The sequence below is a fragment of the Alphaproteobacteria bacterium genome, from assembly GCA_019746225.1.
Lineage (GTDB): Bacteria > Pseudomonadota > Alphaproteobacteria > Paracaedibacterales > VGCI01 > VGCI01.
Genome location: JAIESE010000009.1, coordinates 19,542 through 42,052, shown reverse-complemented (window position 1 = coordinate 42,052; position 22,511 = coordinate 19,542). Strand labels below are relative to the sequence as shown.

The window sequence follows — 22,511 nt, the reverse complement described above, 5'->3', positions numbered from 1 at the left end:
AAACGATTTCCATTTTATACCTCCATTAGTTGTTTGGAGGCATCTTAGCATGACGTCACTTATTTGTTAATACCCTCCCTTAAAAAGCGATGTAGTTGTTGATAATTTTATTTATCATCTAAAACAATATTCTCTTATTACAAATGAATCAAAAGTTTATGACATACCTAGCATATCTGTGCATAGAAGCACACAAGCAATAAGTTTAAAGTATCTAATCAAAACCATGAATATTAAAAGAGAAGATGAAATTCTAGGAAAAATTGGGATTGCCTTAGAAAATTATTTGGCCAAAGCAATAGATGAAGATGAGCTTTTAAAAATGAAAAGTCATTGTGAGGTGTTTTTAACACACTCTGAATTGTTACCAATTTCTTCTCAGGCAGCAGCCCGGTGTGCATTAGGAGCTTTATATTTCTATTTAGGCAACTATGCAAAAGCAAAAACTTTTCTCGAACAAAACCTTGCAATTCTCAACAAAAGTGCTGTTGAAAACTTTTCTGTTATTGCAAGAACTTTGGGGTATTTAGGCACTACATACAGAATCCTAGGTAACTATGAAAAAGCAAGGCTATCACTCGAAGAAAGTCTCTCTATCTACCAAGAGCATTTATCTGAGAACCATATTAAGGTTGCTTGGATATTGGCTCAAATTGGAATTGTTTACAGAGACCTCGGTAATTATGGAAAGGCAAAGGATTTAATTGAACAAAGCCTTGAACTATATAAACAGCATCTACCAGCAGAGCATACTAAAATTTCTTGGGCTTTGGCAACTTTGGCAACTGTCCACATAGAGCTTGGAGATTACCTTAAGGCAAAAGACATGCTGGAAAAGAGTCTTACCTCTTATCGAAATTACTGCTCTGATAATCACATTAGGATTGCATGGGTTTCTGCACATTTAGGTATTATCTATCATGAACTTGGAGACCAAATAAAAGCTAAAGATCTCCTTGAAAAAAGTCTAACTGTTTATAAGGAATACTTTTTTGATAAGCACATTGAGCTTGCGCGTGCGTTAAGACACCTCGGAGGGGTTTATAAGGCCCTTAAAGAGTATGAAAAGGCCAAGAGCGTTATTGAAAGAAGCATAGAAATTTGCAAAAAGAACTATGGATCTGAGCACTTTGATATAGCATGGGGCTTAACCAATCTCGCTGAGGTGAACCTACTTGAAGGAGATGTGGTTTTAGCAGAAGAGCACTTAAAAAATGCTTCGTTGATACTCCAATCAAAAAGCCATCCTGAGTATTATACCACCTTAGAAAGGCTTTCAGACCTACATGTAAAAAAAGCTCAAAATGATAAAACAGAGGGTAAAAACCAAAATTCTCAAAATAACATTAAAGAAGCTATAAATTTTTTACGCCAATCCCTTCAAATCCTAAAAACTCACTATTCTAAGGAATCTAGACATCTGGTAAGGTTTCAGTCTAAGTTAGAAAAGTTAGAACACGAAATTCAACGTTAGAAGAAATTTATTTCTCTGACAATTTTTCAACTACATCTAGGGCAGACTTAATAGCACCTTGAATCCAACCTGAATCTAGAGAACAGTGCTCCCCGGCAAAGAATAAATTACCTTCACGTTGCTTAGAAATATGATGATATTCTCTCATATCATTGGCACGCATACCACAAAATGCTCCCCGACTCCAACGATATGAATCCCAAAACATTGCCATGTGGGGTTCTCTTGGATGAATGTGCTGACGAATTTCTGGATGAATTTTTTCGAGTTCCTTTATGACGACTTCTGCACGTTCATCGGGTGGAAGAGCACCGAGTCTAATAGCATCTTGTCCCCAATTATAGCTCCCTAATAGGACTCCTGGGTTAGACGCCTTGAAATTTCGATCATGTTTATGAGTTATGTTTAAAGGTTCTGAGACTGTGTAGATGCTGTTGTGTGCTCTTGATCTTTTTTTTGTTGATGTCTGCACAGCATGGTCTGAAGGATAATAGGTGCAGCGAGTAATCTGATCACTCATTGAGGCTCCACCAAGAATACGCTCTTCTGCAGACCCATCCTCCCAAAATCTATGCTGAAAATGGAGGAGTACTTTTGATGAAGATGCATAACTAAGATTGCGTATAGCTTCCATTTTCATGGGACTTAAACCCTTAATATCCATCATTCTAAGAACACTAAAGGGGATAGTACAAATAACATAATCAGCCGTCTCTTCCGTTACTTTCTCATTTGTCGGAGGAGAATCCCATTTTGTTGGGTTTGTGGGTCGAGTTCTTATTAATACTTTATGTTTAGGATCAGCTAGTAATTCAAGTGAGACTACTTCTGTATTTAACCGCATATTCACCTTACTTCTTAGCAAGTCAGAAAGGGCATTTGGCAATCTGCTAAACCCACCCACAATTTCTTGTAGTCCATCGCCTGTTTCAGTAATTCCCTCACGAAGAAACATAGATACAGCTTTGTCCCACCACAACTCTAATCCAGTTGTAACCCCAACTAACTCTTTTGCACTTGGACTTTCCATACGACGTTTTAAAAACTCTCCAAGAGAGAGCCCCTCAAGTTCAAGTGCATGGTCACTCAAAAAAGTTGTTCCTAATAATCCCCCCCAATTTTCCTCACTTTCGGGGTCACCATTAGTATTCTTTCCCGCAGTTTTGACTAATTGAATGGCGCTTGATATATGCTGACGCAAAATCTCCGGCGGAGGAAATTTGGACAAAAGCTCTTGCTCATATGGTGATAAATGATATGTTTCATTTATAAAGCTTGTTGCATCTCGCATTCGGCATGCTTTTCCTCTTAAATGATAGAAACAATTTGTATTTTGATGAGCTGTAATAAAGGGCCGAAGACTGTCTATAAGACCCGCAACGCCAATATAATGCAGTGCATAATCATGACTTGCAGGAATCCGCATGGCACCCAACTCCCCATATTGCCCCGTTGATTCGAAAGCATGAGTCCAAATTCTTCCTCCCACGCGTCTTGAAGCTTCGATAATTTCTACCTTATGACCGAGTTTGTTTAACTCATAGGCAGCTGTAAGCCCTGCTATACCTCCACCAATAACTTTTATGTGTTTTATTTCTCTTTTATGAAGTTGATCCTTATGAGCAATTCTCGTGAGTTGTCTTAATACTGGGGTTTGTCTAATTAAATGCTTTGTAACAATTCCTTCCATAGCACATGTATCTGAACAATTCACAAAATGATACGAAAATAACAATCCCCAAAAGAATATACTCAGCAATCTTTTTTTCATTTATAAATCCTTATTTCATAAGATTTTTTTTAAAACCATTCTTGAAAGTGGCAAAGTAGGCTTTTCCTTACCAGATATTGAAACTGGCCAAACCGGTACTCCTTTTAACTTAGAGTTTACAGTTTTTAGTTGTACGGTAATGATTTGTTTTGCCGTGTTAGCCCCAGTGTTAAAATCAAATGTAATTGGACCATAAAATGTCATTAGATCTAGTGGGCGGATAGCTCCCAGTAAAATTTGTCCGGAAAAGTCGACTACTCCCTTATGGGTCTTACATTTTTTGAGGCCCTCTTCTACAACAATACCTGAAGCTGCAAATCCAGCAACAAGTTCTGAGGGGTCTTCGCTATATCTTTCATAGAACAATCTTTGAAAGTCTGTGGAACCAACAAAACGATCCTTGGCAAACTCGAAACAACCATCTGACCAACAAACACTTCCGAGTATATTTTCAACGGCAGAGGGAACTTGAACAAGAAAATGATGACTTGTTATTCCTACATTGAGAGCGAGCGTTCCATAAGTAAATTCTAGTTTGTTGCAGGCGTCAATAATAGCTGCTGATTCTTTTCTATGCCCAGAAACGAAAAGAAGATCGGGGTAATATTGGCAATTTTGCTGCGCTTCTTTGTTAAGGCTCTCCATTAATTCACTTAGCTCCTTTAGTTCTCTTGACTCCTGATAGGCCAAGCAATGTGTAAAAGAAATAATTGGGGGCTCCTCGAGTGTGCCTAAGTTGAAAGGAGAAAGTACTTTAACACCGTTTCTCGAAATATATTTTGCGAGTGCCTTAGCTTCTTCTTGAGAATCACACTCTTTACACGCTAAAATCATAGCTGTAATAGGTTTAGGGTGTGTATGGCGATAGATTGTTTGGAATGTGCCTGTTAAATCAGCTATGTGCTTTACTGGTGAAATTCCAAAAAGATTTTGTAGCCCAGCATTAAAAAGAGCTGGATCCCTTCCTGTAGAAGTAATCAATGGGATATCCCATTGATTCAAAGTTCTTGCGATAGGCAAATTTGCATATGAAGGGTAAGTCCCAAACATCGCCACAATACCTTGATTTGTCTGTAAACTTGAATTTCTTCTTACAAAATCTCTAATGAGCTGTTCTAGAGTCTTTTCGTCGATACTTGAGGCCGTATCTTCGTGACATATTTCTACTTGATATCTGTCTTTCCCAACGACAATCCCACCAGCATTATTGATCGTTTCTTGCCAAAATTGGATTCCTAAAAAACATTCTCTTCCTTCTGCAGCATATTGGCCTGTAAAAGGTAAACACACCCCAATTTTAATCGGATGCGCTGGGGGACTTGGAAGGTAATTTGAAAAAGCTATACCATTTGCTCCCCCTTTTGTAGGGATTCTCTTAGAACTCAGCTGCATCCCCTCCAAATCGATTTCAGATACCCAGGAGCTATCTGCATTAGTTACAAAGGCTTTCTGTTCATCCAAAAACGGTGATATCATTACTTGAAGAGGATCTACACCCGTTATAAATCGTTTCACAACCCGTTTCTCATCACTGATTTGAGGACTTATATCTATAACTAGGACCTGACTCTCTCGTGCTGCAGGAGCTAAAACTAGGTTTTTACCAGGAACGAACTTTGAATAAAATAGCTGTCCAACTCCTAAATTTCCAATTTGTTGGATTATCTCACCATAAGTATTGCTCCCGACTTTAACGTCGATAATTGAAATTTCGTTTTTTGCAGATACTAACAATCGTGTCCCCTCTGCATTAAACGATAGGCCTCTCACTGCGCCATTAAAAGTTGTTCCTTTATGTTTTGTATTTTGTGCATTTGTGGGATAATGTCTTATTAATGCGCCTGTTTCTGAGTTGATACGTGAAACACCGTTAGAACCAGAATAATACCATATTTCCCTATAATCAGTGTTCTGGTAATCAGTTCCATGTGGAGCAAATAGAAAATTGTGTGTTCCAGGCATTACTTGATATGAAACTACTTTGGAGTCTGAGTCGAGAGGTGGGGGCAACAACCCTTGTGCCACATTCTCATCTAAATTAAAAATAAGAATCATTGATTCTTGTGGGGCATTTGAAGTAGGATAGCGACCATTTACGCACTCAACATTTACAAATATGCGCTTGCCATCTGGATGCAATTTCAAACCATGGGGGCCCCAATAATTTCTCCCATTAAGAGTTGTATAGAACCGGCCAATTTCACAAAATTTTTCAAGATCTATTATAGATACACTATTGCCAGGGTATCCTATTTTGGCATCATAATCTCTAATGCCAAAGTTAGAAACATAAGCCCGTTTCATATCATCTGATACTTCTATCTCATGGGGATAAAAGTTGAGTTTTATACGTCCGATCTCTTTTCTTGTCTCTGAGTTATAAATTCCTAAGCTATTTTCACCTTCTTCAATTAAGAGAATTGAATAGGGTTTTGTTAAAGGAGCGAATGAAGGAGGAGAGCCAGAAAGGGATTTTGAATCACCTTCAAATTCAGCCGATAATGCGATATTTGAGAGACAAAGCAAAGAAATAACCATTAAACTCTTACAAAAACCCATCAAACTCTCCATATTTCCGGTAATGTTGCAATTGGTCTAATTCCTAAGCCAATCGATAAATGATAATTATACCCCTATCTTTGTAGATACAAGCCTCTTACTTAAACTTGCGACAACATGTCTAAAAGATACTAGTGACGACTATCAACCCAGTGTTTCCTAGTGCTTAAGCATGCTTTCTAAGATAGGCAAGGCTCCTTTCCACCTCTTCCTCCTGATCCATATTATGGATTCTACATTCAGCTGGATGAGTCAAAATATACGATATTTCTTGAAAGGATAACGACAGCAGGATGTCTGACAGACTGTTACAATCACATTTTTTAATTAAATTTCCATGATACAACTCCAGATGTAAAATCTGAATTTGTGCAACTTGAGAGGATCCCTTTATGAACATCAACTTTTAGATTTAAAGGCACTTCTCTCAACCTTTACTCCCACAACCACAACAAAAGAAGCAGAAAGCCAAATTCGGAAAATATGGACACGGAAAGAGTCATCAAAAGTAAAGAGAGGTGGGTAGTTGGAAATGTGCTTGTCTGTTTGGCACTTTCCTGACTACCCTTCCCTACCCCACGTTGCCATTTTGGATACTACCTAGGCAACATTCAAATGATTGTTATTTATAAAAATCCTTTAAATATTCAACTACTTTGTCTATATCATCCGTAATTTGCACCAACTTTTCATACGGCCTGGCAAGATCTTTTAAGGTTTTATACACATCTGTGCCGACGGTACGATAATTAGCAGGAACGTTCACTCGCGTATTCTGCCAATAGTTCTGTCCAAAAAATATCATAGGACTGGCGAACTTATTTCTAGGATTGGATGATTTAGCATAATAATTTTGACCCGCATCTTGAAAGATTTCTTGTATCGTCCCAGCACTTCCCGGAGCATAAACAATTCCACCTCTGGCCAATGTTAATATGCCTTCTTCTCTTACACTATTTTGAAAATATTTTGCAATGTACGAAGCAAACGGAGCGGAGGGTTCGTGTCCGTAAAACCACGTAGGAATGCCTACATCTGGGTATGCGTCATCCTTTAGTAGCCTAGGGTATTTTGCAATTACCTCATGCGCTTTACTTAACCATCGAGTTTTAGACTCTGGATTATCTTCAAATTCAGGAACTTCCCTAAGGATAGCAATAGCAGCCTCTAAATCACTCAATGGTCTTCCTCTAAACCATGTACCCAAGTGAGCCGCTTCCATAGCTCCCGGTCCACCGCCAGTAATGATGATATATCCTTCGTTCGCTAATCTGTATGCAAGTTTTGCTGTATTGGTAAAATGTTCAGTATCTCTCTTTGCTACGCTGTGTCCTCCCATAATCCCCACTATTTTACGCTCATCAAACTTGCTAAGGTATAGGTCTAATGCCGTTGTGATTGCATGGTCATGTAAACGTTGCGAAAGAGCCAGTTCAACGGGGGTAGGATAATTCTTAACAAAATTTGTGTATATATCAGAATCTTTTGTCTGTTCATAAGGAAGTGGCGTTTTATCCATTACGCCAAATGCTTCACCATACAACTCATTTCTGCTATAAAGTTGAGTTCTTGTAGGGTCAAATGGTATTGAATCAACTGGTATGGAAATATCTATTTTTCTTTTAGATACCTTTACTTCACCAAATGAAGACTTTGAAATAGATTCATCATCATTGCTCCTTTTAGCTTCGGCAGAGGATACTTCCTGGGCCATTAAAAGAAGAAATGCCGATAATAAAATGGAATTTTTTATAAAGTTCATATAGCTCTCCTGATCGTTAATTGTTTAAGAACTGGACTCTAACTTACACAATGCATATTTTGCTTTTAAATCCGGGATGTCAAGTCTATAAAATTTTATGATTATATTGAAATAGTCAATTATTCTCATACACTCCCTAATTCCTGCATTTTTGCTATCCGAGCCTGTCAACCATGGGATTGTCCGTTTGCGAAGGGTGCATTTAAAATTCATGGGTTGGTGAGGGTTTCGAGACGGCTTGTAAGGAGAAGATTTAATAGTACGGAAAAGGAGTATACGAGCTTATCTACTCTGCTTTCCTTTGAGTCACATCGAAACCTCTTTTAGTTATTTTGTGAACTATTCTGATAATCTTCTTTCCATTAGTTGATCTATCATTAAAGGTTGAAGTGAATTGAAGATCTAGCCTTACAAGATGATAGAAATAACGTTGGCCTTGGCACAAGGCCTTATAACAACCCGAATTACTTTCAAGATTGTTGAGTACGAGAAATTCACAATGATACATAAGAAGTGATGTTTGGAGAATTTCTAAATCTGTCTTTTTTGTGCAATCCAGGGTATGTGATATCAGACTTTCAAAGAAGTGGCGCTGCATTTCCTGAACTAAGGGGCAACTCATAGAAATGTGACATGAAAAAAACCTCCTGACGTTTTCATCAAACTCTTTTGTAACCGGGTGATCTATGTCATTGGGCCATATATTATCATCTTCAAGCAGCTTAAGAAATGCAGCTATGTCATCTTCCTCAAACGGTTCCTTCATTTCGGTGAGCTGTTGAAGAATCTCTTGCTCGCTATGACCTTGTAGAGGAAATTCTTGACGAGTGTATTTTTCTCTCCAGAATTTGAAACCTGCCAGAAGCCACGGATACTCTTGATGTGATAAGTTTGTAAGAGAGGCTGCATTCCTATTCTTCGTGGCTTCCTGTACTGATCTCAAAATAAATTCATAAACCACCCCAATTTTTGGAGCCTTAGCTGGCTTTGGGATAAAGCCGTCTTCAATAGAGTCTAATGTTTTGAAGTAGGAAAAATATACGGGGCCAAAAGTAAAGCAGGAAACACTGTGTCTTATAAGGTGTCTCCCCTCTAACGCTTCATATTCCATCTTGCAAGTTGGATGATAGCCTGAAGCTTCTAACCGTGGGGATAAATCCATAGCATTGGCATCAAATTCCTCAACAACAGTCTGTGGTAGTTCTCCAGTACTACAAAGGAGAGCATTAACAAACTTGTCAAAGAAGTAAGGAAGCTTTTGGGCAGTTGTCTTATTAATATTACGTCCAAATTCAAATACCAAAAAGTTATTGATGTCCTTTGGGAGAACAGGCGTTATCTTTCCAATAGTAAGATCATAAACCCATTTTCGAACGATACATTCCATCTGTCTGTCAGGATCCTGATCATTGAAAATGCTTGGAACGATGCTCATAAGATATGAATGTGATTGAGGGTCTCCTCCTAGTGCAGAGAGAAGATACCACATAGCAGCCTCTTTTAACGTATGGGGTTTTTCATCTAATTCACGTAAACAAATATCAGCGTATAATTCTTGTGCCAGAGGATGATATCCCAAGGAGGCTTTCTTCAAATACTTTGCAGCGCTAACAAAATCTCCAGATTTGTAAAGCTCAAAGCCTCTATTGGCATTGAAGATGAGTTCTTCTGCAGTCCAAATTTTAGTGAGTTCAGAGACTTTGCTTGCTGGTAGACTGTCCGGTTGAATTGTTGGCAGGGTCTTAAGATAGGAGATTGCATCACCATCCCCGGCTTCTGCACCCTTTATATACCATTCTGCTGCTTCAGCAATTGTATGATTTCCACCATCCAAGTTGCGACGACAAATATCAGCGTAGGTTAATGAAAAAGTTAATTCACCACCGTTAAGGGCCTTTTGCAGTAAGGGCACTGATTGGGAATATTGTCCTTCTTGATAGAGTTGGAGGCCCCTTAATCCAGCTTGATAAGAACCTTGCCCTTCAGTAGGCTCAGATGCCCAAGAGCAGGCGTAAAATAGTACGCAAACGCAAAATGCCCGTAAAGAGTTAAAGAAAAGTACGTTCTTTATAATAAGTCCTCCTCGGCTGCATGAGCGATATAGGGTTTAAAGGTTGGAAGCAGTTCATAGGCTTTTCCATCTCTAAATCCACTAAATTGTTCCCGCTGTTGTCTCAAAGGACCTGCTTCTTTAGATAAGGGCTGATCATAATAAGCTTCACAACCCGAAGCACGAACGAAGACTTTAGCTCCTAAATCAAGTGTGTGTGAACAGCTTGTGAGTGTATCTCCACAACACCAACACACGTCATAAAAAGTGCAAACATCCAAAAAAACCGAAACTATAGGGTCAGTTTGATCTTTTGTAAGATGATTTCTAATATCCGCTATCGATTTCTTCTTTTGATTTGCTCTAAACTTATCAATTTCTTCTTTGACGCAAGGCCAGATAGATTGTTCACTGTGAAAGTATAATTTGGCGAGAATATTATTATCTTCACCGCTAAACATGTTAATATGAGTTTTCAGGCGGGCTTCTGAGATTAATCTAGTCGGATCTAAAAGCTCCTTTTGCATTAGATCACTTAACTCTTTCCTAAAGGGATTATATTCCCTGCCTCGGATGGTTTTTTCTTCATTTCCTTGATATGTCATAGTGATGAATCTTAAGCCATAGTTTTTAAATGGCTCTAGTGTTTTACTTAACCCCCCCCCAGAAAGTTTTTTTGAGAAATTTAGGATGGGGTTTTTATTACTATTAGCAGGCCAGCCGCTAACGAAAAAAAAGGGAATATCTATCTCTACTGGAGCACCTTCAGTCAGAGTAAAGGTTAAGCGAGCCATAGCAAAATTCGTATCAGCAGGTAGGTATTGATTAGTATTGTTAGTACTTCTCATCGCTCTAATTACCTTAGAACTATCCTTATGCCAGTGAGAGGGAGGGTCCAGGTCAAAAGACTTAACCCATTTTCGGCTTCCTTCTCTGTCTTCATCTTGAGCAGTGATTTCTTCAATAGGTACAATGGCATGAGGGCCCTTTTTCATAACTTCGCAAAAGCGCGTGTAAAACATATCAACCGGTTTTGATTTTGGAACGATTGGAGTAGGAACTACACTTGTAGAAGTTGGTTTCTTTCTGGGACTAGTCCTTGTGGGAGCAACTTCCTTATCTTTTCTTTTTAGCTGACGTAACAAGGGAACATCAATTTTAGAACGTTTAGCTCTATTGCTCGCATCAAAATAATTAGAGGTATCGTCTGAATTTAGAGTGGATGCCTCACGCCGGAGCTGCGGTTGAGTTGAAGCTTCTAGGTCTTCTTCTTGAAAAGGTCTCTCTGAGGAAAGAATTTCTGAATGAAACAAAGAAAATACTAAAAAAGTAAGAAATATTCTAAATATCGTCATCAGTGTACCTTCTAGTGCGGTATGTTTGAATTTTCATAATATATCCTGTAAAGGAGCCCATGTAAACACATGGATATGCAAAGCAAAATCAACGTTTGTAATGGATAAAGACAGAGGAACAAAGCATGACTAAGGTATAAAGACCAACGCAAAGAAGAAGCAACCATTTACCCCGATCGCCTCATGAATTTATTCATAGACAGTTATACATGGACAACACTTTATAATTTTTGGGGGTCAAAGAATTTTTTATTGTTATTTAACCTGACAGCTAAGCAACACAAGGCCTATTAAATAGCATTTAATTTGACGCCTGAAAAAAATTCTGATGCAAAATAAATAACACAATCTATTTCCTTGGAATTGATGTGATGAAGGAGGTGTTTAAAACTTCTATGCTCTTGCCTTCGAATGATAGTGGCTTGAACACCAACAAGCTCAAGGTCATCTATAATTTGACTCCCCAGAACTTTATCCTCTCCCTTTTCTCCAAAAACCAAGGAACAAACGAGGGCCTTCTTACTTTTCATATTAAATATCTGTAAGAGATATTTCTTAAAGACTGACTGAACTAATAGTGCCAAATAGTGACTTTTTAGGAGAGAAAATTTATCAGACTTTTCTAAGAAATCTACAATGCCTTCTTTGGAGTTACACTCCAGTTTTCGCATTCTATTATATTTATGAGTTTCAACCGTTTTATCTTCTATTGATAAAAATTTGGCTACAGTCTTTGTCCCTTTGCCACTCAGCAAGCACGCAACGACATCTATTTCTCTTGGGGTAAACTTTACACCCTTAATATTTTTCAAATTGCGATGATTAAAAGTAAGAACCTCTAATGGTGTCTTCGCTTTAAAGCGTTTCATAGGTGGACCCACTTACCTATTCTTCTTTTCACCAATCTGAACGAATCACACCATTTAATCTAGGCGTATCTTACCCTAAATAAATCTAAGTAATTTCTCCTTAGAAAGCATGATTACAGCCTTTCTCAGGATGGGTATGCCTCGCTTTTCCCCATAACCTGTAGGTGTTAGTTCAGGATGCATGGCCAAAAAGCAGAACTCCAAAAACTAACAAAATTAAGAAGCTCAAAAGGGGTTTCTTAAGCGGACCTAGGTCAGGTGACAGCCTAATCCAGGTTCTTGAAAACAATACTTAACAATAGGAGACTATCATGTTTACACTTCATAACAATCAGATTAGAAAGTTATCATATTTTGTCCTGACACTTTATTCAGAATTGTCAGGTCCTAGTATGGCTAGAGACCCTCGCTCCCCTGCAACAGTGTTCGAGGAGTATTTTAACCCTAACGAAGAAAGGGCACAGCTATCTCAGACACGGAGTCTTCCTAGCACACTTGTAAGAGAGCTTCCCTTACAGGTCATCGACAATGTTCAGAACCGCCATCTTCCATTCATTGGGAAAAAGTCAGATGGGACGTTCTCTCTTACTCCTTTTCTAGGGGAAATCAACAAAGACCTGCTTGCCCTGAATGAATTAAGTTATTCTATGGTAAAAGGCCACGTTGCTCTCTCTGATCTCAAGATGGTTGAGTTAGAAGAGCAAGGGTGGAAGCTGATAGCCGGAATGACTGGGTTAGAAGGTATGAGCAGCTACTTTGGTGACCTTTCAGGCCTTGTTTACTACAATAAACTTAAGAGGTTGATAGCCGTAGTTTATCATGGAACATCTACCATAGATGACGGCGTCGGGGCTGGGTGGACAACCAACATAAATGTTCCAATCATTAACCCAAGAGCCATTAAAAGCAAAACTGCAGCTGGTGATAGCCTTCATGCATTGGACATGGCAGGAAGTGTCCATAAAGGATTTGCTCATAAATATGTTACTACTCAAGAAGATCTTCTTGAAATCATCACTCGCTTTTTAGCAAAAAAGGAAGTAACCCAAGAAGAAAGGGAAAATCTTCGCATTGTGTTTACAGGTCATAGTCAAGGAGCAGCTTTAGGTAATTTAGCGCTTTATGATATGGCAGTAAACCATGGCGCAGACCTCTTTGGTCTTGGATTTGATAACCATAAAGATCCAAGATTCTATGGATACTTTTTATCAGCACCACGTGTTGGAAACAAAGCTTACGTTGATACTTTACACGCTGTTGTTGGCGAGGAATGTATCATTCGTCAAAACCTGCATGGAGATCCTGTTCCTGTTGCCCTTGGAAAGAGTCCGACAAAATGGCTTTTACCATCTGTATATCCATTCTTAAAGGAGACTCTTAACTATAAGGATTCAGGGTATCTGCTTCTTGATACTTCTTCTGATGCTATGAGAAGAATCAAAGAAAAAGGGTTGGATGTCCATTATTGGATGAACCAAAAGGCTGTTATTGAAGCGTATAAAACGGATCAAGTCAAAGCTTTAAAACAAGCGATAGATCTAAAGTCACTTGTCAAAGAGGTAAGGGATGAGATTGATAAATCAACGGGATTTTGGAAAGTTCCAAAGTTCCTTTGGTCACTCAGTAAGGGAGCGTTAAAACGCATCGTACAACCCTTTATTGCTGCGCCAAAAGCGGCCTTACACCTGGGGGTAAATTATCTCACATCTCGAGTGGCTCATTTCCATTATGGTCATGACTTTGCTGATGGGAGAGGCGCCGTATTTTCCTCTGAAGTTGTTGGATCGACAGACCTTGAGCTTCAGAAGATGTTTGAAACAGGACTCAGAAAGGAAGGAAGATTATAAAATAGTAACTCTAAACCCCCTCTGGACGTATATTCAGAGGGGGTTTCCTTTTTTTAATTGTGAGGAGCAGACTTGAGTGATTGATAAGCTGATATTGATAATTAATCGAAAAAATTGCTGAGCAGTCTCGTCTTTGCATTCTTTTGGGCCTGATTTAATAAAACCAAACCAAATTCTTGAATATTTTTGGAAGAAGCCGACGAAGAAGAGTTTTGTATGTAGTTTCTTAAAAAGAGAGCTGCTTCTGGTAACGATTGAATATCTTGTGAGGCTGGAGGCAAATGAAGTCCAATTTTTGCAACCATCAGATAGGCTGTGCCATAATAGCTTAGGACAACTTGCTTCATAAGGTCTAATTGTAAACGCTGATCATCTGTGGGTTTTTTTCCAAAGTAGCGTTCTAGAAAAAAATCCTCTTGGTTTCCACTCATTGCAAAGAATGTAATTACAGTAGCAATATCAAAAAGAATGTTGCCCTGCCCTGCTGCTTAAGAGTATTTTTCACAGTAATATATGAGGGCTTCTATCTATAACTAAAGGACTTGTACTCTTCAGATAGCCTGGAGTGTATGGAGTTGGAAAACCCTACAAACGGTTTGGAGGGATTCAAGACTCTCAATTCCGTTTCTCAAGAGGAAGTATCCCTATTATTCATGCTGAGGATTGCTCTCAGTTAACGAGTTTCATTGAAATAGATGGGAGTTAGATATTCTTGAATACTGTTTGAAACCTCTGCAAAAAGATGAGGCCTTTGGCTAGGTAATGTGCTAAAATCTGCCTAACCATCCAATAAGAATTAGGAAAGAGGGATGATTCATTTAGCAGATGCTCTTGTAACTCAAAAAGCAAAAGGAACAACCCGCTTAGAGAAGATGGACTGACCCATGAATAAAATCCTTACAAAATCATCTATTTTGTTTCTTATAGTACTAACTCTAAGAATGGGATGCTCTGAAGCGAATTCTATGGAAGAGGCCGAGCTTGGTCCCGTTAGCGGTCAACCAAGTGTGAGTAGTTCAGCGCAAATAATAAAAGCCGATGCAGTTATCGATGCAAATGAAATTACGCCTTCTCAAGGTGTTGTTTCCTGGTCGGGCGGTAAAGACTCCATGCTAGCCCTACATGAGGCGCTCGCAGGTAAATTTAAAATACGGGCTCTTTTGGCAATGATGGACGAAACTGGAGAACGATCACGTTCTCATGCCATTTCGCCGGCGATTTTAGAGCTACAAGCTTCTTCACTTGCTATTCCTCTTAAGATGGCAAAGGCGGAATGGAAAAACTACGAAAGTGTTATCATTTCCGAACTAAAGCAGTTCTCTAAAGATGGAGTTACTCACGGAATTTTCGGCGATATTGATATTCAACCGAATCGCGAATGGGAAGAAAAGGTTTGTTTCGAAGCTGATTTGACGCCTCATCTTCCCTTATGGGGAAAGGCACGAACTTCTTTAACTCAATCGTTTATCAATTTGGGTTATAGAGCGATTGTTGTCTGCGTCAATGGAGATTTTCTGGATGCCAGCTTCGTAGGCCGGCAGTTTGACGCCCAATTTCTCGTCGACCTTCCTGCTCTTATCGATCCGTGCGGTGAAAATGGAGAATTTCATACATTTGTAACCGCAGGACCTCATTTCAAATACCCCTTGCCTGTAAAGGTTGAAAGGATTTATTCACATGAGGTAAAATTTCAGGGCAAAACGACGGTTTATCATTATGCTCAGCTTGGTTTGCAAACAAATTAGATCTGGTATAAAAGACCTTCGTAATAAATCAAAAACTTATAATTTCTATTAAATATCCATAGTTCTCATCTTGTCCATTTGAAAGAAAATTTCATACTTACGTATGCTTTACGGATGAAAAATCAAGTATGCCCCCTTATATAGTTTGAAAGTTGGGTATCAAACTAAATAGGAGGTTGAAAATGAAAATACGTAATATGTTTTTTTTCTTTGGGGGAATGATTTTCTTCATCTCAAATATACAGACAGCTCAATGCTGTTGTTGGTCATGGGGCGGTGATGATTACAGTGATCAACTTATAGAAGGAGAAAGAGCTGTTACAACAAGAACGATCCAAAAAAAGATATCTGATCAGCGTCCTATTTTCAAACTTGATCATACTCCTGTAAAAGTCACCTCGAGTCCGGATTATATGATAACGGATTCTCATTTAATTTTGCCTGCATCAAGAGGCATTGGGGCTATTATTGGAACCGATGATCGTAAAACAGTAGCCAAAACTACGGATGTTCAGTGGAGGCCTCACGGCCATCTCGAAATGTCTTTTCCTGATGATAATTATATAGGTAGCGGTACACTTGTTCACCCTCACCATGTTGTAACAGCTGGACATTGCGTGTTTGATAAAAATAATGGGTGGGCAAAAACGATGACATTTACGCCTGGTCAAAATGGAGCCTCTCGCCCCTTTGGAACTGCGAATGTCACTCACGTTTTTATTACCGAGGAATGGTATAAACATCAAAATCCTGAATGGGATATAGCCTTGCTTGTATTGGATAGTGATATAGGCAAGGAAACAGGTTGGTACGGGATAATGGCACCTACAGATAATTGCTTGCAAAAGCTACCCATTAATGTAACCGGATATCCTCGCGACAGAGGAGGAAATAAGATGTGTACCATGTCAGGTAATGTTGAATCTATATACACCAATCAATTCACATATACTATCGATACCAATGGTGGAGAGAGTGGTGGGAGTGCTTGGACCAAATTGAGAAGTGGCTCATATTGTTGTGGAGTGCACACTTATGGACAAGAAAATGTTATAAACACAGCGACACGAATTACGGAAGCTAAGTTAGTAAAATTAGTAGAATGGATGAATATACATTGAATTGAGGGGTGATATATCACCTTTGAAAAAGTTAGTTAAGGAGATTGAGATGATTAGAAGAACAAAAATCTTTTGGAAAAACATGTTACTTACAGTACTGAAAGCTGGGGCGCATACAGTCATTATTGCAATATTTTCTTGTGCAACCTTGCAGGCATTAGATAGTACAGAAAGAGGTAGACGTTCGAGCACAGCTGCTGCAACGAGGCAACACTCCCTTTCGCAAAATGAAACTGTTCCAAATGGGGCACCACTATCATCTCAAGCAGCAGAGGACGCTTTTTCTTGGCAAAATGCAAAACACTATGAATCCGTAGTTCAAATTTTTGATGAGCTAGCTGATCGAGAGCTAACTTCTACGATTCGCAATCTTATAGGTGCGATTAAAACTGAAAAAGCATTCTTTGATCGCGTTTTTAAGAGTGTAATCTCTATTGAAAGAAGCAGAATCTTTGAGTGGATTCATGAGCATATCATAAGTCATCAAAGTTACATAGATTACTGTTACCCCCAGCAGAATAGCGACATGGATGAAAATTGTGAGAATAGCTCTGATGACGAGAGATCTTATGATTATGGCTCAGCAGAAAGTGAAAATGACGATGACTCTCAGAGCAGCTCTTCAGGAAAGAGGAACCACGAAGTGGATCAGAATGATGATTCTACTACTTACTATGACGATAATCCAGAAAGAGAAGAAGAAGCCTACCATAAGTGGCAAATTTCCCAACTTGAAAATACTTTAGGCATCTCAGTTGAATCGATGGATGACTTTACTGAAAAAACAATCGACGTTGATGCAATTCAGATCTTTTTGAAGGAACACTGTATTGCTGGGGGAAAGTACACCTACAGCTGGCTTTTAAATGAAACAATTGAGGGAACTTTAAGAGCCTCCTCTGAATTTGCAACTCGCGTTTACAAAAACTTGAACGTTCCGGAGGAGCTTCTTAGCAATATCCTCGGCGGGCTTTGGTTTGATTATGATTGGGAGCAATATGAGTTTGATGACCCGCAGTTTCTTCAAAAAACTTATATCAGGACCCTAACAGATTTGCTTGAAGGGAAGAGGGCAACTGACGTTAGAAACGGTCTGCTAAAGAATATTCGGGATCTTTTTACTTTCAATCATCATGATTTTGCTGATCCATTGAAAAACATTCGAATGAAATATGAGCGCTATAACAAAGGGAAAAATTGGCTTGCTGCACTGATAGAGTGGTCAGTGTACACTACTTACCGTAAAGTTTTTAAAAACTCCCCAAAAAATTCAAGTATAAAGGATTCCCCTGCTTCAGTTCCTGTCTTGCCCCTATTTCAGTCCTTTAATAGGGAAAGCTATTTATTAGAGCAGCTTAAGAACGCCTATATACGCGCTCAAGCAAAGTATACAAAAGTTTATCCCCACCCAGATACTAAGAAAGTTGTCTTTGGCCCACCCCGTCCTAATCGCGCTGAATTAGATATTCAAGAATCCTTAGGGCGATTAAAAGGTGTCGGTAGATTCTTGGAGAGGTATCGTAAACGTGGGTCTGAAAATGTGTTCGTCCCTCAGCTTTTTTTTGTCGTATCTTTGAAACCAAACCAAGCGTCACCCAATGAAGGACAACGATTTTTGGAAGTTCCATTAAATTTTGAAGGGTTACCAAGGCGCCCGCTTACCCGCTCAGCATCTGACGGTGTGTTTAATGGGATAAGCGATGCGCAGTACTTTAAGACTGTAAAATCTGATGTTGTTTCTGGTCGAGTCCTTCAAGGAAGGGACAAACAGAAAGCTGAGGAAGAAATTGTAAATCTTATCAATAATGCTGGGCTTTGCAAACCCAACCTTGTCCACAGTGAGCGGGGTGTCGTGCAAGCATTAAGGAAGAAGAAGAATGTGGATAAAATTTGCGAAGATTTTGCAAATCTCTTGAAAACTTCAAGCGGACGTGGACATTATACCGTTCATGGGTTAGCCACGTTGGGGTATTCAACAAATACTGTCTGTCAGTGCTGTACTCCTACCCTAATAACACTTCAAAATTCACATGAGCCAGGTGGATTTCTTCAACTATTGACCACAAAACTCAATAGTATGGAGGGATCAGTAACGTTTGAAACAACTGGATATAATTCCGTATCAGGTGAAATGGATTGGACAAAGTTTCGTCTTAATACATTTGTTACAGCTAGCGTAGATTTTGATGAAGAATCGCGCGACTTAGCAGAAAAGGGGCAGCATTCATTTCGTGGTAATACAAATCCTCCTAAGGAAACTCACAACCCAGACAGTAAGCTTTATTTCCCAAGTGATGAAATCGATATTTCTGAATCTGTTTTATTAGATGATGGTACACCTGACCCCTATCAAAGATACTTCTATGAATTTGTTGGCAAAGACATGCATGCCCTACCTTCAAAGGATAACCCTTATATTGATAAGAATAAGCTCAAGTTTCCAGGAGCTGTTTTCTCGAGTGGAAGTGACTCTTGGGGTGCAGGGGTAATGCAGTAGCTTAGTCTTCATCTAAAGGCAAGGATTAGTATAGTATTCTTAGAACACTAATCTTATGTATCTTAATATCCTGCTGCTCTTGGGCTTGGCGTTCTTGTTGGAGTTGGGCCTGTACCTCCTTCGAATTCAGATAATCCACCCCCGAGAGCTTCTCTTGAATACGCGACAGGCGGTCGACGTACTTCTCCTCTTGCCAGAAAAAAGGGACGACCTAAAGACGGAAATGAAGAAACTCAACCGGCTAATGAACAAGTGTAATCAAGAAATGGAAAGACACTTAAGCAAGGCAGGGCAAACAGCCATGAGTTTTAGAAAAACACGAACAAGGAAATTAATACAGTTAGGTGGATTGAGCATTCCTTAAACCTCGAGGGAGGAGAGGCCAATAGTCCTGAAACCCCTTTGAAAATAGTGGAGCCCCTCTCTATAGAGAGTAGCAATGAGGTAAAAATAAATTGAGGAAAATAAGATAAATAGCACAATTCTTCATAAGAGAAGCAATGCTACCTTCTACTGCTTCTTAGGCGTTGCCTTCTGCGTTTTCACTTGCTCCTTAGAATCCTTATATTTTGCTTTAGTTTTCTGTTTGGCCTTTGGTCCAGTTGTATTTAGTTGAGGAGCTTTTGGTGTAGGCTTTTTTGGTTGGGTTGCTAACACCTCACCATTCGCTTGTACGACATTCTTACGATAAGCCTTATTCGATCTAGGCTTACTATTTGCCCCACTCCCATCTGGTTCTTTAAGGACAGGCTTTCTTTCTACCCGCTTAGACAGCCCTATAGCATCTAAGTTAGAACGAACATCACCTGGGAGAACACCCTGAGCACTTCCAGAGTTAATGACGACAACATCCACTCCTTTATCATTCTGATCAGGAGAGATTTTTTGATTAATTGTGTTGGTAACTTGTTCGATATTAAGCTGATGCCTTTCAATAAAACCCGTGCTTGCAACTGTTAGATGAGGAATGTATTTGTCTGATTGAGTATAGGGATGAAACTCATATGAAAGACCGTTGATATTCTCGTATTTCCTCACCTCTTCAATAAGAGCTAGGTTAATCCTTTTAAATAGCTCCTCCTCTTCAATCTGAGGAAAAAGAGCAATAACTCCTGGCGCGTCATCTTCAGTTTGTAAATACCTTGCATTTCTAGGGGTGAAGCTCTCAGATGAATGATAGGAAAGAGCAAGTTTCTTGAGGCGCTTCTTTAAAGGCTGGCGGTGAGGTGATTTTACATTTTTTACCATCAGTAAAGTTAAATGCCACGACTTGTTTTTTTTCATTTGAGGCAGAGACCCTGATAGACATCCTTCAACTAACTTCTTACGTTGGTCACTCGGTAGTTTATACTGAATTAAGATAACATCTTGTTCGTCCCAATCGCTTCTCACCTTTTTTTCATGACGTCTAGAATGGGAAGGTTTTTGCGATGTCTCTGTTTCCTCTGTGTCCATAGCCAGCACATGTTGAGGTATAAAGTTGAAGACTAAAACCGCTATGCCCAAAGTCAATCTTTTATAGGTAATTTTATTCATAACAACGATGCTTCATTCATTTATTTGTACAAAACCGCTAGGCAGCAATTCCCTGGGTATCTCTGATTTACACTATTTTCATATTCCTCGATAGAGGATAGTATTTTTTTAACAGTTGGGATTTTTCCAAATTATAGCTCTTAGTGCTGATTGTGATTAAGAAAAAGTGTGTCAATAGGCTTCATAAGAATTCCTTTAACATCTTTGCCTCTTTGTTTAATGTTTTGCCTCTGCTGGAGTCATACCCAAACTCCCATGACTATACCCATTACGATCTTTCCATATAATGAGGGCTATTTTTAAATACGACAAGAAGTTCATGCATTGAGGTAGCGTACAGATTGCGTTTTGTCTCATTTAAGTAATGCTCGACCATGTATGGAGAAATTCCAATTTTCTGCGCTATATCTCCTTGCGATAGTCCTTCAGTCATTAATTGCAGGCATTGTCTTTCTCGCGCAGAAATGAAAGCCCAAGTTTGATTGTTTTTAAGTAAATATTGTTTTGGTTCAATTGACTTAAGGAACTTATCGATATTACCAGCTCCAAGTAGGCTCTTCTCAGGGGCAATATTATTACCATTTTTGTAAGTTGCGAGCTTACTTTTGTCTGAATGATCTATTAAGTCGTCTGCATTGTCACAGAAATGCTTAACGAATTTCCAGAGCAAATCTTTGTGTTTGAAATAAAGGTCGTAAACTTGCGTATTATTAGGTTTGGTGCAAAAACTCCAGTGTTCTATATAATTTTTGGTACGTTTATAAAAAGTAAATCCGTGAAATATATCATGGTCTTTCAAATCAAGCAGCAAAGGATCTCGGGTCTCATTGGGCCAAATGAATGTGGTTATCTCCGAATCAACCATCGGAAACATTTTTGTAAATACGTCGCCTGAATCGTGAATGTTTTGAATATAATATCTCGACCAATCATCCTGATTACAAAGGTGTAAATACGTGGAATCATCAAACATTTTCATATAACCAAATGTCGAAATCCCTAAATATTTCAAAGGATCACACAATTGATTAATACGGCCCACATTTGATATGTGGTAGTCTAAAGCCGACTTATTATTATTTAAAACAATTTTTTGATGCATTTCATATTCTAATCCTTATTTTTATTGAAATAGGTTTTTAACCCATTCCAAAACCATATCATTAAGCTCCCCAGGTAAGTTTTGGAATTATCACCTAGTGTCTCGGAATGATTCGCGGATTATTCTCCTTGTCTACAGCCTTGAATTTAAAAACGCCTGTTGCTAACTTGATATTTCCCTTTTGGATTTTACAATAAACGTAGGCCTCAACATTGACCGTTAACCCATTATCACAAAGTCGGATCACTTCTGCAAAACAACTAACGTCCTCTCCTTCATGAAGGGGTCTAAAAAAGAGGAGTTCAGTAATGGCAGAAGTAGCCACAGGACCGTTTGCTTTGATGAGGGCAACATTCATCCCTGCCAAATGCATTTGCGACACTAACCACCCGTCTACAATGTCCTTCATTCCACTAGCATTGGCAGGTAGGGCGCGCGTTCTGGTAGCCAATTGTCGATTTGGGGGTAAAAATGTTTCCAACATCTTAGTAGGTCCTCTTTACTAATTAATTCATGCGATATGTCCGCATATCGTTCTACACCGCAAAAGCTCTACGCACAAAAACGCAAGGTTTGCTCAAACCGACAGCAAATTGCATAAATTACAATTATGATCACTTTTGCAATCAATAATCGCCTCAATACATGCTTGAGAAGCAATTTTGTTTCAATTTTTGAAGTAACTCGTTTTTTATTCTGAGAGAGGAGAGATTTTCTTCCTCGATTATTTTTACGAGCTCGAGTAGAATTTAACACAACTTAAAATGAGAAACAAGGGGTTTCGGAGGCTTTTACTAAACTTTAGCGAGAATTCAAATGAACT

At 39.0% G+C, this 22,511-nt stretch carries 16 protein-coding genes; 6 read left to right on the top strand and 10 right to left on the bottom strand.

Annotated features, from left to right (window positions below; genetic code table 11):
* Positions 1 to 226 precede the first annotated feature (226 nt).
* Positions 227 to 1,474 (top strand): tetratricopeptide repeat protein, encoded by a 1,248-nt coding sequence (locus tag K2Y18_01150; GenBank protein MBX9804339.1) that lies wholly within the window; start codon positions 227 to 229, stop codon positions 1,472 to 1,474.
* A gap of 7 nt (positions 1,475 to 1,481) precedes the next feature.
* On the opposite strand, the gene K2Y18_01145 is transcribed toward K2Y18_01150, so the two are convergent.
* The 6 genes from K2Y18_01145 to K2Y18_01120 all read right to left on the bottom strand — a co-directional run bounded on the left by K2Y18_01145 (position 1,482) and on the right by K2Y18_01120 (position 11,840).
* Positions 1,482 to 3,245: an NAD(P)/FAD-dependent oxidoreductase gene (locus K2Y18_01145; protein ID MBX9804338.1), complete on the bottom strand. Its 1,764-nt coding sequence runs from the start codon at positions 3,243 to 3,245 to the stop codon at positions 1,482 to 1,484.
* 15 nt (positions 3,246 to 3,260) lie between these two features.
* Entirely contained in the window at positions 3,261 to 5,804 is a 2,544-nt protein-coding gene (locus tag K2Y18_01140) for an ABC transporter substrate-binding protein (protein ID MBX9804337.1), read from the bottom strand.
* A 622-nt stretch (positions 5,805 to 6,426) separates the two neighbouring features.
* Positions 6,427 to 7,566 carry a hypothetical protein gene (locus K2Y18_01135; protein MBX9804336.1) on the bottom strand — a complete coding sequence of 380 codons (1,140 nt, stop codon included), beginning with the start codon at positions 7,564 to 7,566 and terminating at the stop codon, positions 6,427 to 6,429.
* A 286-nt stretch (positions 7,567 to 7,852) separates the two neighbouring features.
* A complete protein-coding gene (locus K2Y18_01130) occupies positions 7,853 to 9,478 on the bottom strand; it encodes a hypothetical protein (GenBank protein ID MBX9804335.1) in 1,626 nt (541 codons plus the stop codon).
* Positions 9,479 to 9,633: 155 nt separating this feature from the next.
* A complete protein-coding gene (locus K2Y18_01125; GenBank protein ID MBX9804334.1) occupies positions 9,634 to 10,971 on the bottom strand; it encodes a hypothetical protein in 1,338 nt (445 codons plus the stop codon).
* Positions 10,972 to 11,261: 290 nt separating this feature from the next.
* Positions 11,262 to 11,840, bottom strand: a complete 579-nt coding sequence (locus K2Y18_01120; GenBank protein MBX9804333.1) for a LuxR family transcriptional regulator — start codon at positions 11,838 to 11,840, stop codon at positions 11,262 to 11,264.
* Positions 11,841 to 12,151: 311 nt separating this feature from the next.
* Here K2Y18_01120 and K2Y18_01115 point away from each other — a divergent pair, with 311 nt between their 5' ends.
* Entirely contained in the window at positions 12,152 to 13,687 is a 1,536-nt protein-coding gene (locus K2Y18_01115; GenBank protein ID MBX9804332.1) for a lipase family protein, read from the top strand.
* Between the two features lie 101 nt (positions 13,688 to 13,788).
* Here K2Y18_01115 and K2Y18_01110 read toward each other — a convergent pair whose 3' ends face one another.
* The gene (locus tag K2Y18_01110; protein MBX9804331.1) at positions 13,789 to 14,118 is read right to left on the bottom strand and encodes a hypothetical protein; all 330 of its coding nucleotides are present in this window, start codon (positions 14,116 to 14,118) and stop codon (positions 13,789 to 13,791) included.
* A 534-nt stretch (positions 14,119 to 14,652) separates the two neighbouring features.
* On the opposite strand from K2Y18_01110, the gene K2Y18_01105 reads away from it, so the two are divergent.
* From K2Y18_01105 to K2Y18_01090, 4 genes are all read left to right on the top strand, one after another.
* Positions 14,653 to 15,432, top strand: a complete 780-nt coding sequence (locus K2Y18_01105; GenBank protein ID MBX9804330.1) for a diphthine--ammonia ligase — start codon at positions 14,653 to 14,655, stop codon at positions 15,430 to 15,432.
* A 182-nt stretch (positions 15,433 to 15,614) separates the two neighbouring features.
* Positions 15,615 to 16,553, top strand: a complete 939-nt coding sequence (locus K2Y18_01100) for a trypsin-like serine protease (GenBank protein ID MBX9804329.1) — start codon at positions 15,615 to 15,617, stop codon at positions 16,551 to 16,553.
* A gap of 49 nt (positions 16,554 to 16,602) precedes the next feature.
* The gene (locus tag K2Y18_01095) at positions 16,603 to 19,050 is read left to right on the top strand and encodes a hypothetical protein (GenBank protein ID MBX9804328.1); all 2,448 of its coding nucleotides are present in this window, start codon (positions 16,603 to 16,605) and stop codon (positions 19,048 to 19,050) included.
* Positions 19,051 to 19,204: 154 nt separating this feature from the next.
* On the top strand, positions 19,205 to 19,414 hold the full coding sequence (locus tag K2Y18_01090) for a hypothetical protein (protein MBX9804327.1): 210 nt from the start codon (positions 19,205 to 19,207) through the stop codon (positions 19,412 to 19,414).
* A 146-nt stretch (positions 19,415 to 19,560) separates the two neighbouring features.
* On the opposite strand, the gene K2Y18_01085 is transcribed toward K2Y18_01090, so the two are convergent.
* From K2Y18_01085 to K2Y18_01075, 3 genes are all read right to left on the bottom strand, one after another.
* Complete coding sequence (locus tag K2Y18_01085; protein MBX9804326.1) at positions 19,561 to 20,586, bottom strand: hypothetical protein; 1,026 nt, start codon at positions 20,584 to 20,586, stop codon at positions 19,561 to 19,563.
* A 268-nt stretch (positions 20,587 to 20,854) separates the two neighbouring features.
* A complete protein-coding gene (locus K2Y18_01080) occupies positions 20,855 to 21,688 on the bottom strand; it encodes a LuxR C-terminal-related transcriptional regulator (protein ID MBX9804325.1) in 834 nt (277 codons plus the stop codon).
* A 94-nt stretch (positions 21,689 to 21,782) separates the two neighbouring features.
* On the bottom strand, positions 21,783 to 22,172 hold the full coding sequence (locus tag K2Y18_01075; GenBank protein ID MBX9804324.1) for an acyl-CoA thioesterase: 390 nt from the start codon (positions 22,170 to 22,172) through the stop codon (positions 21,783 to 21,785).
* Between the last annotated feature and the right edge of the window lie 339 nt (positions 22,173 to 22,511).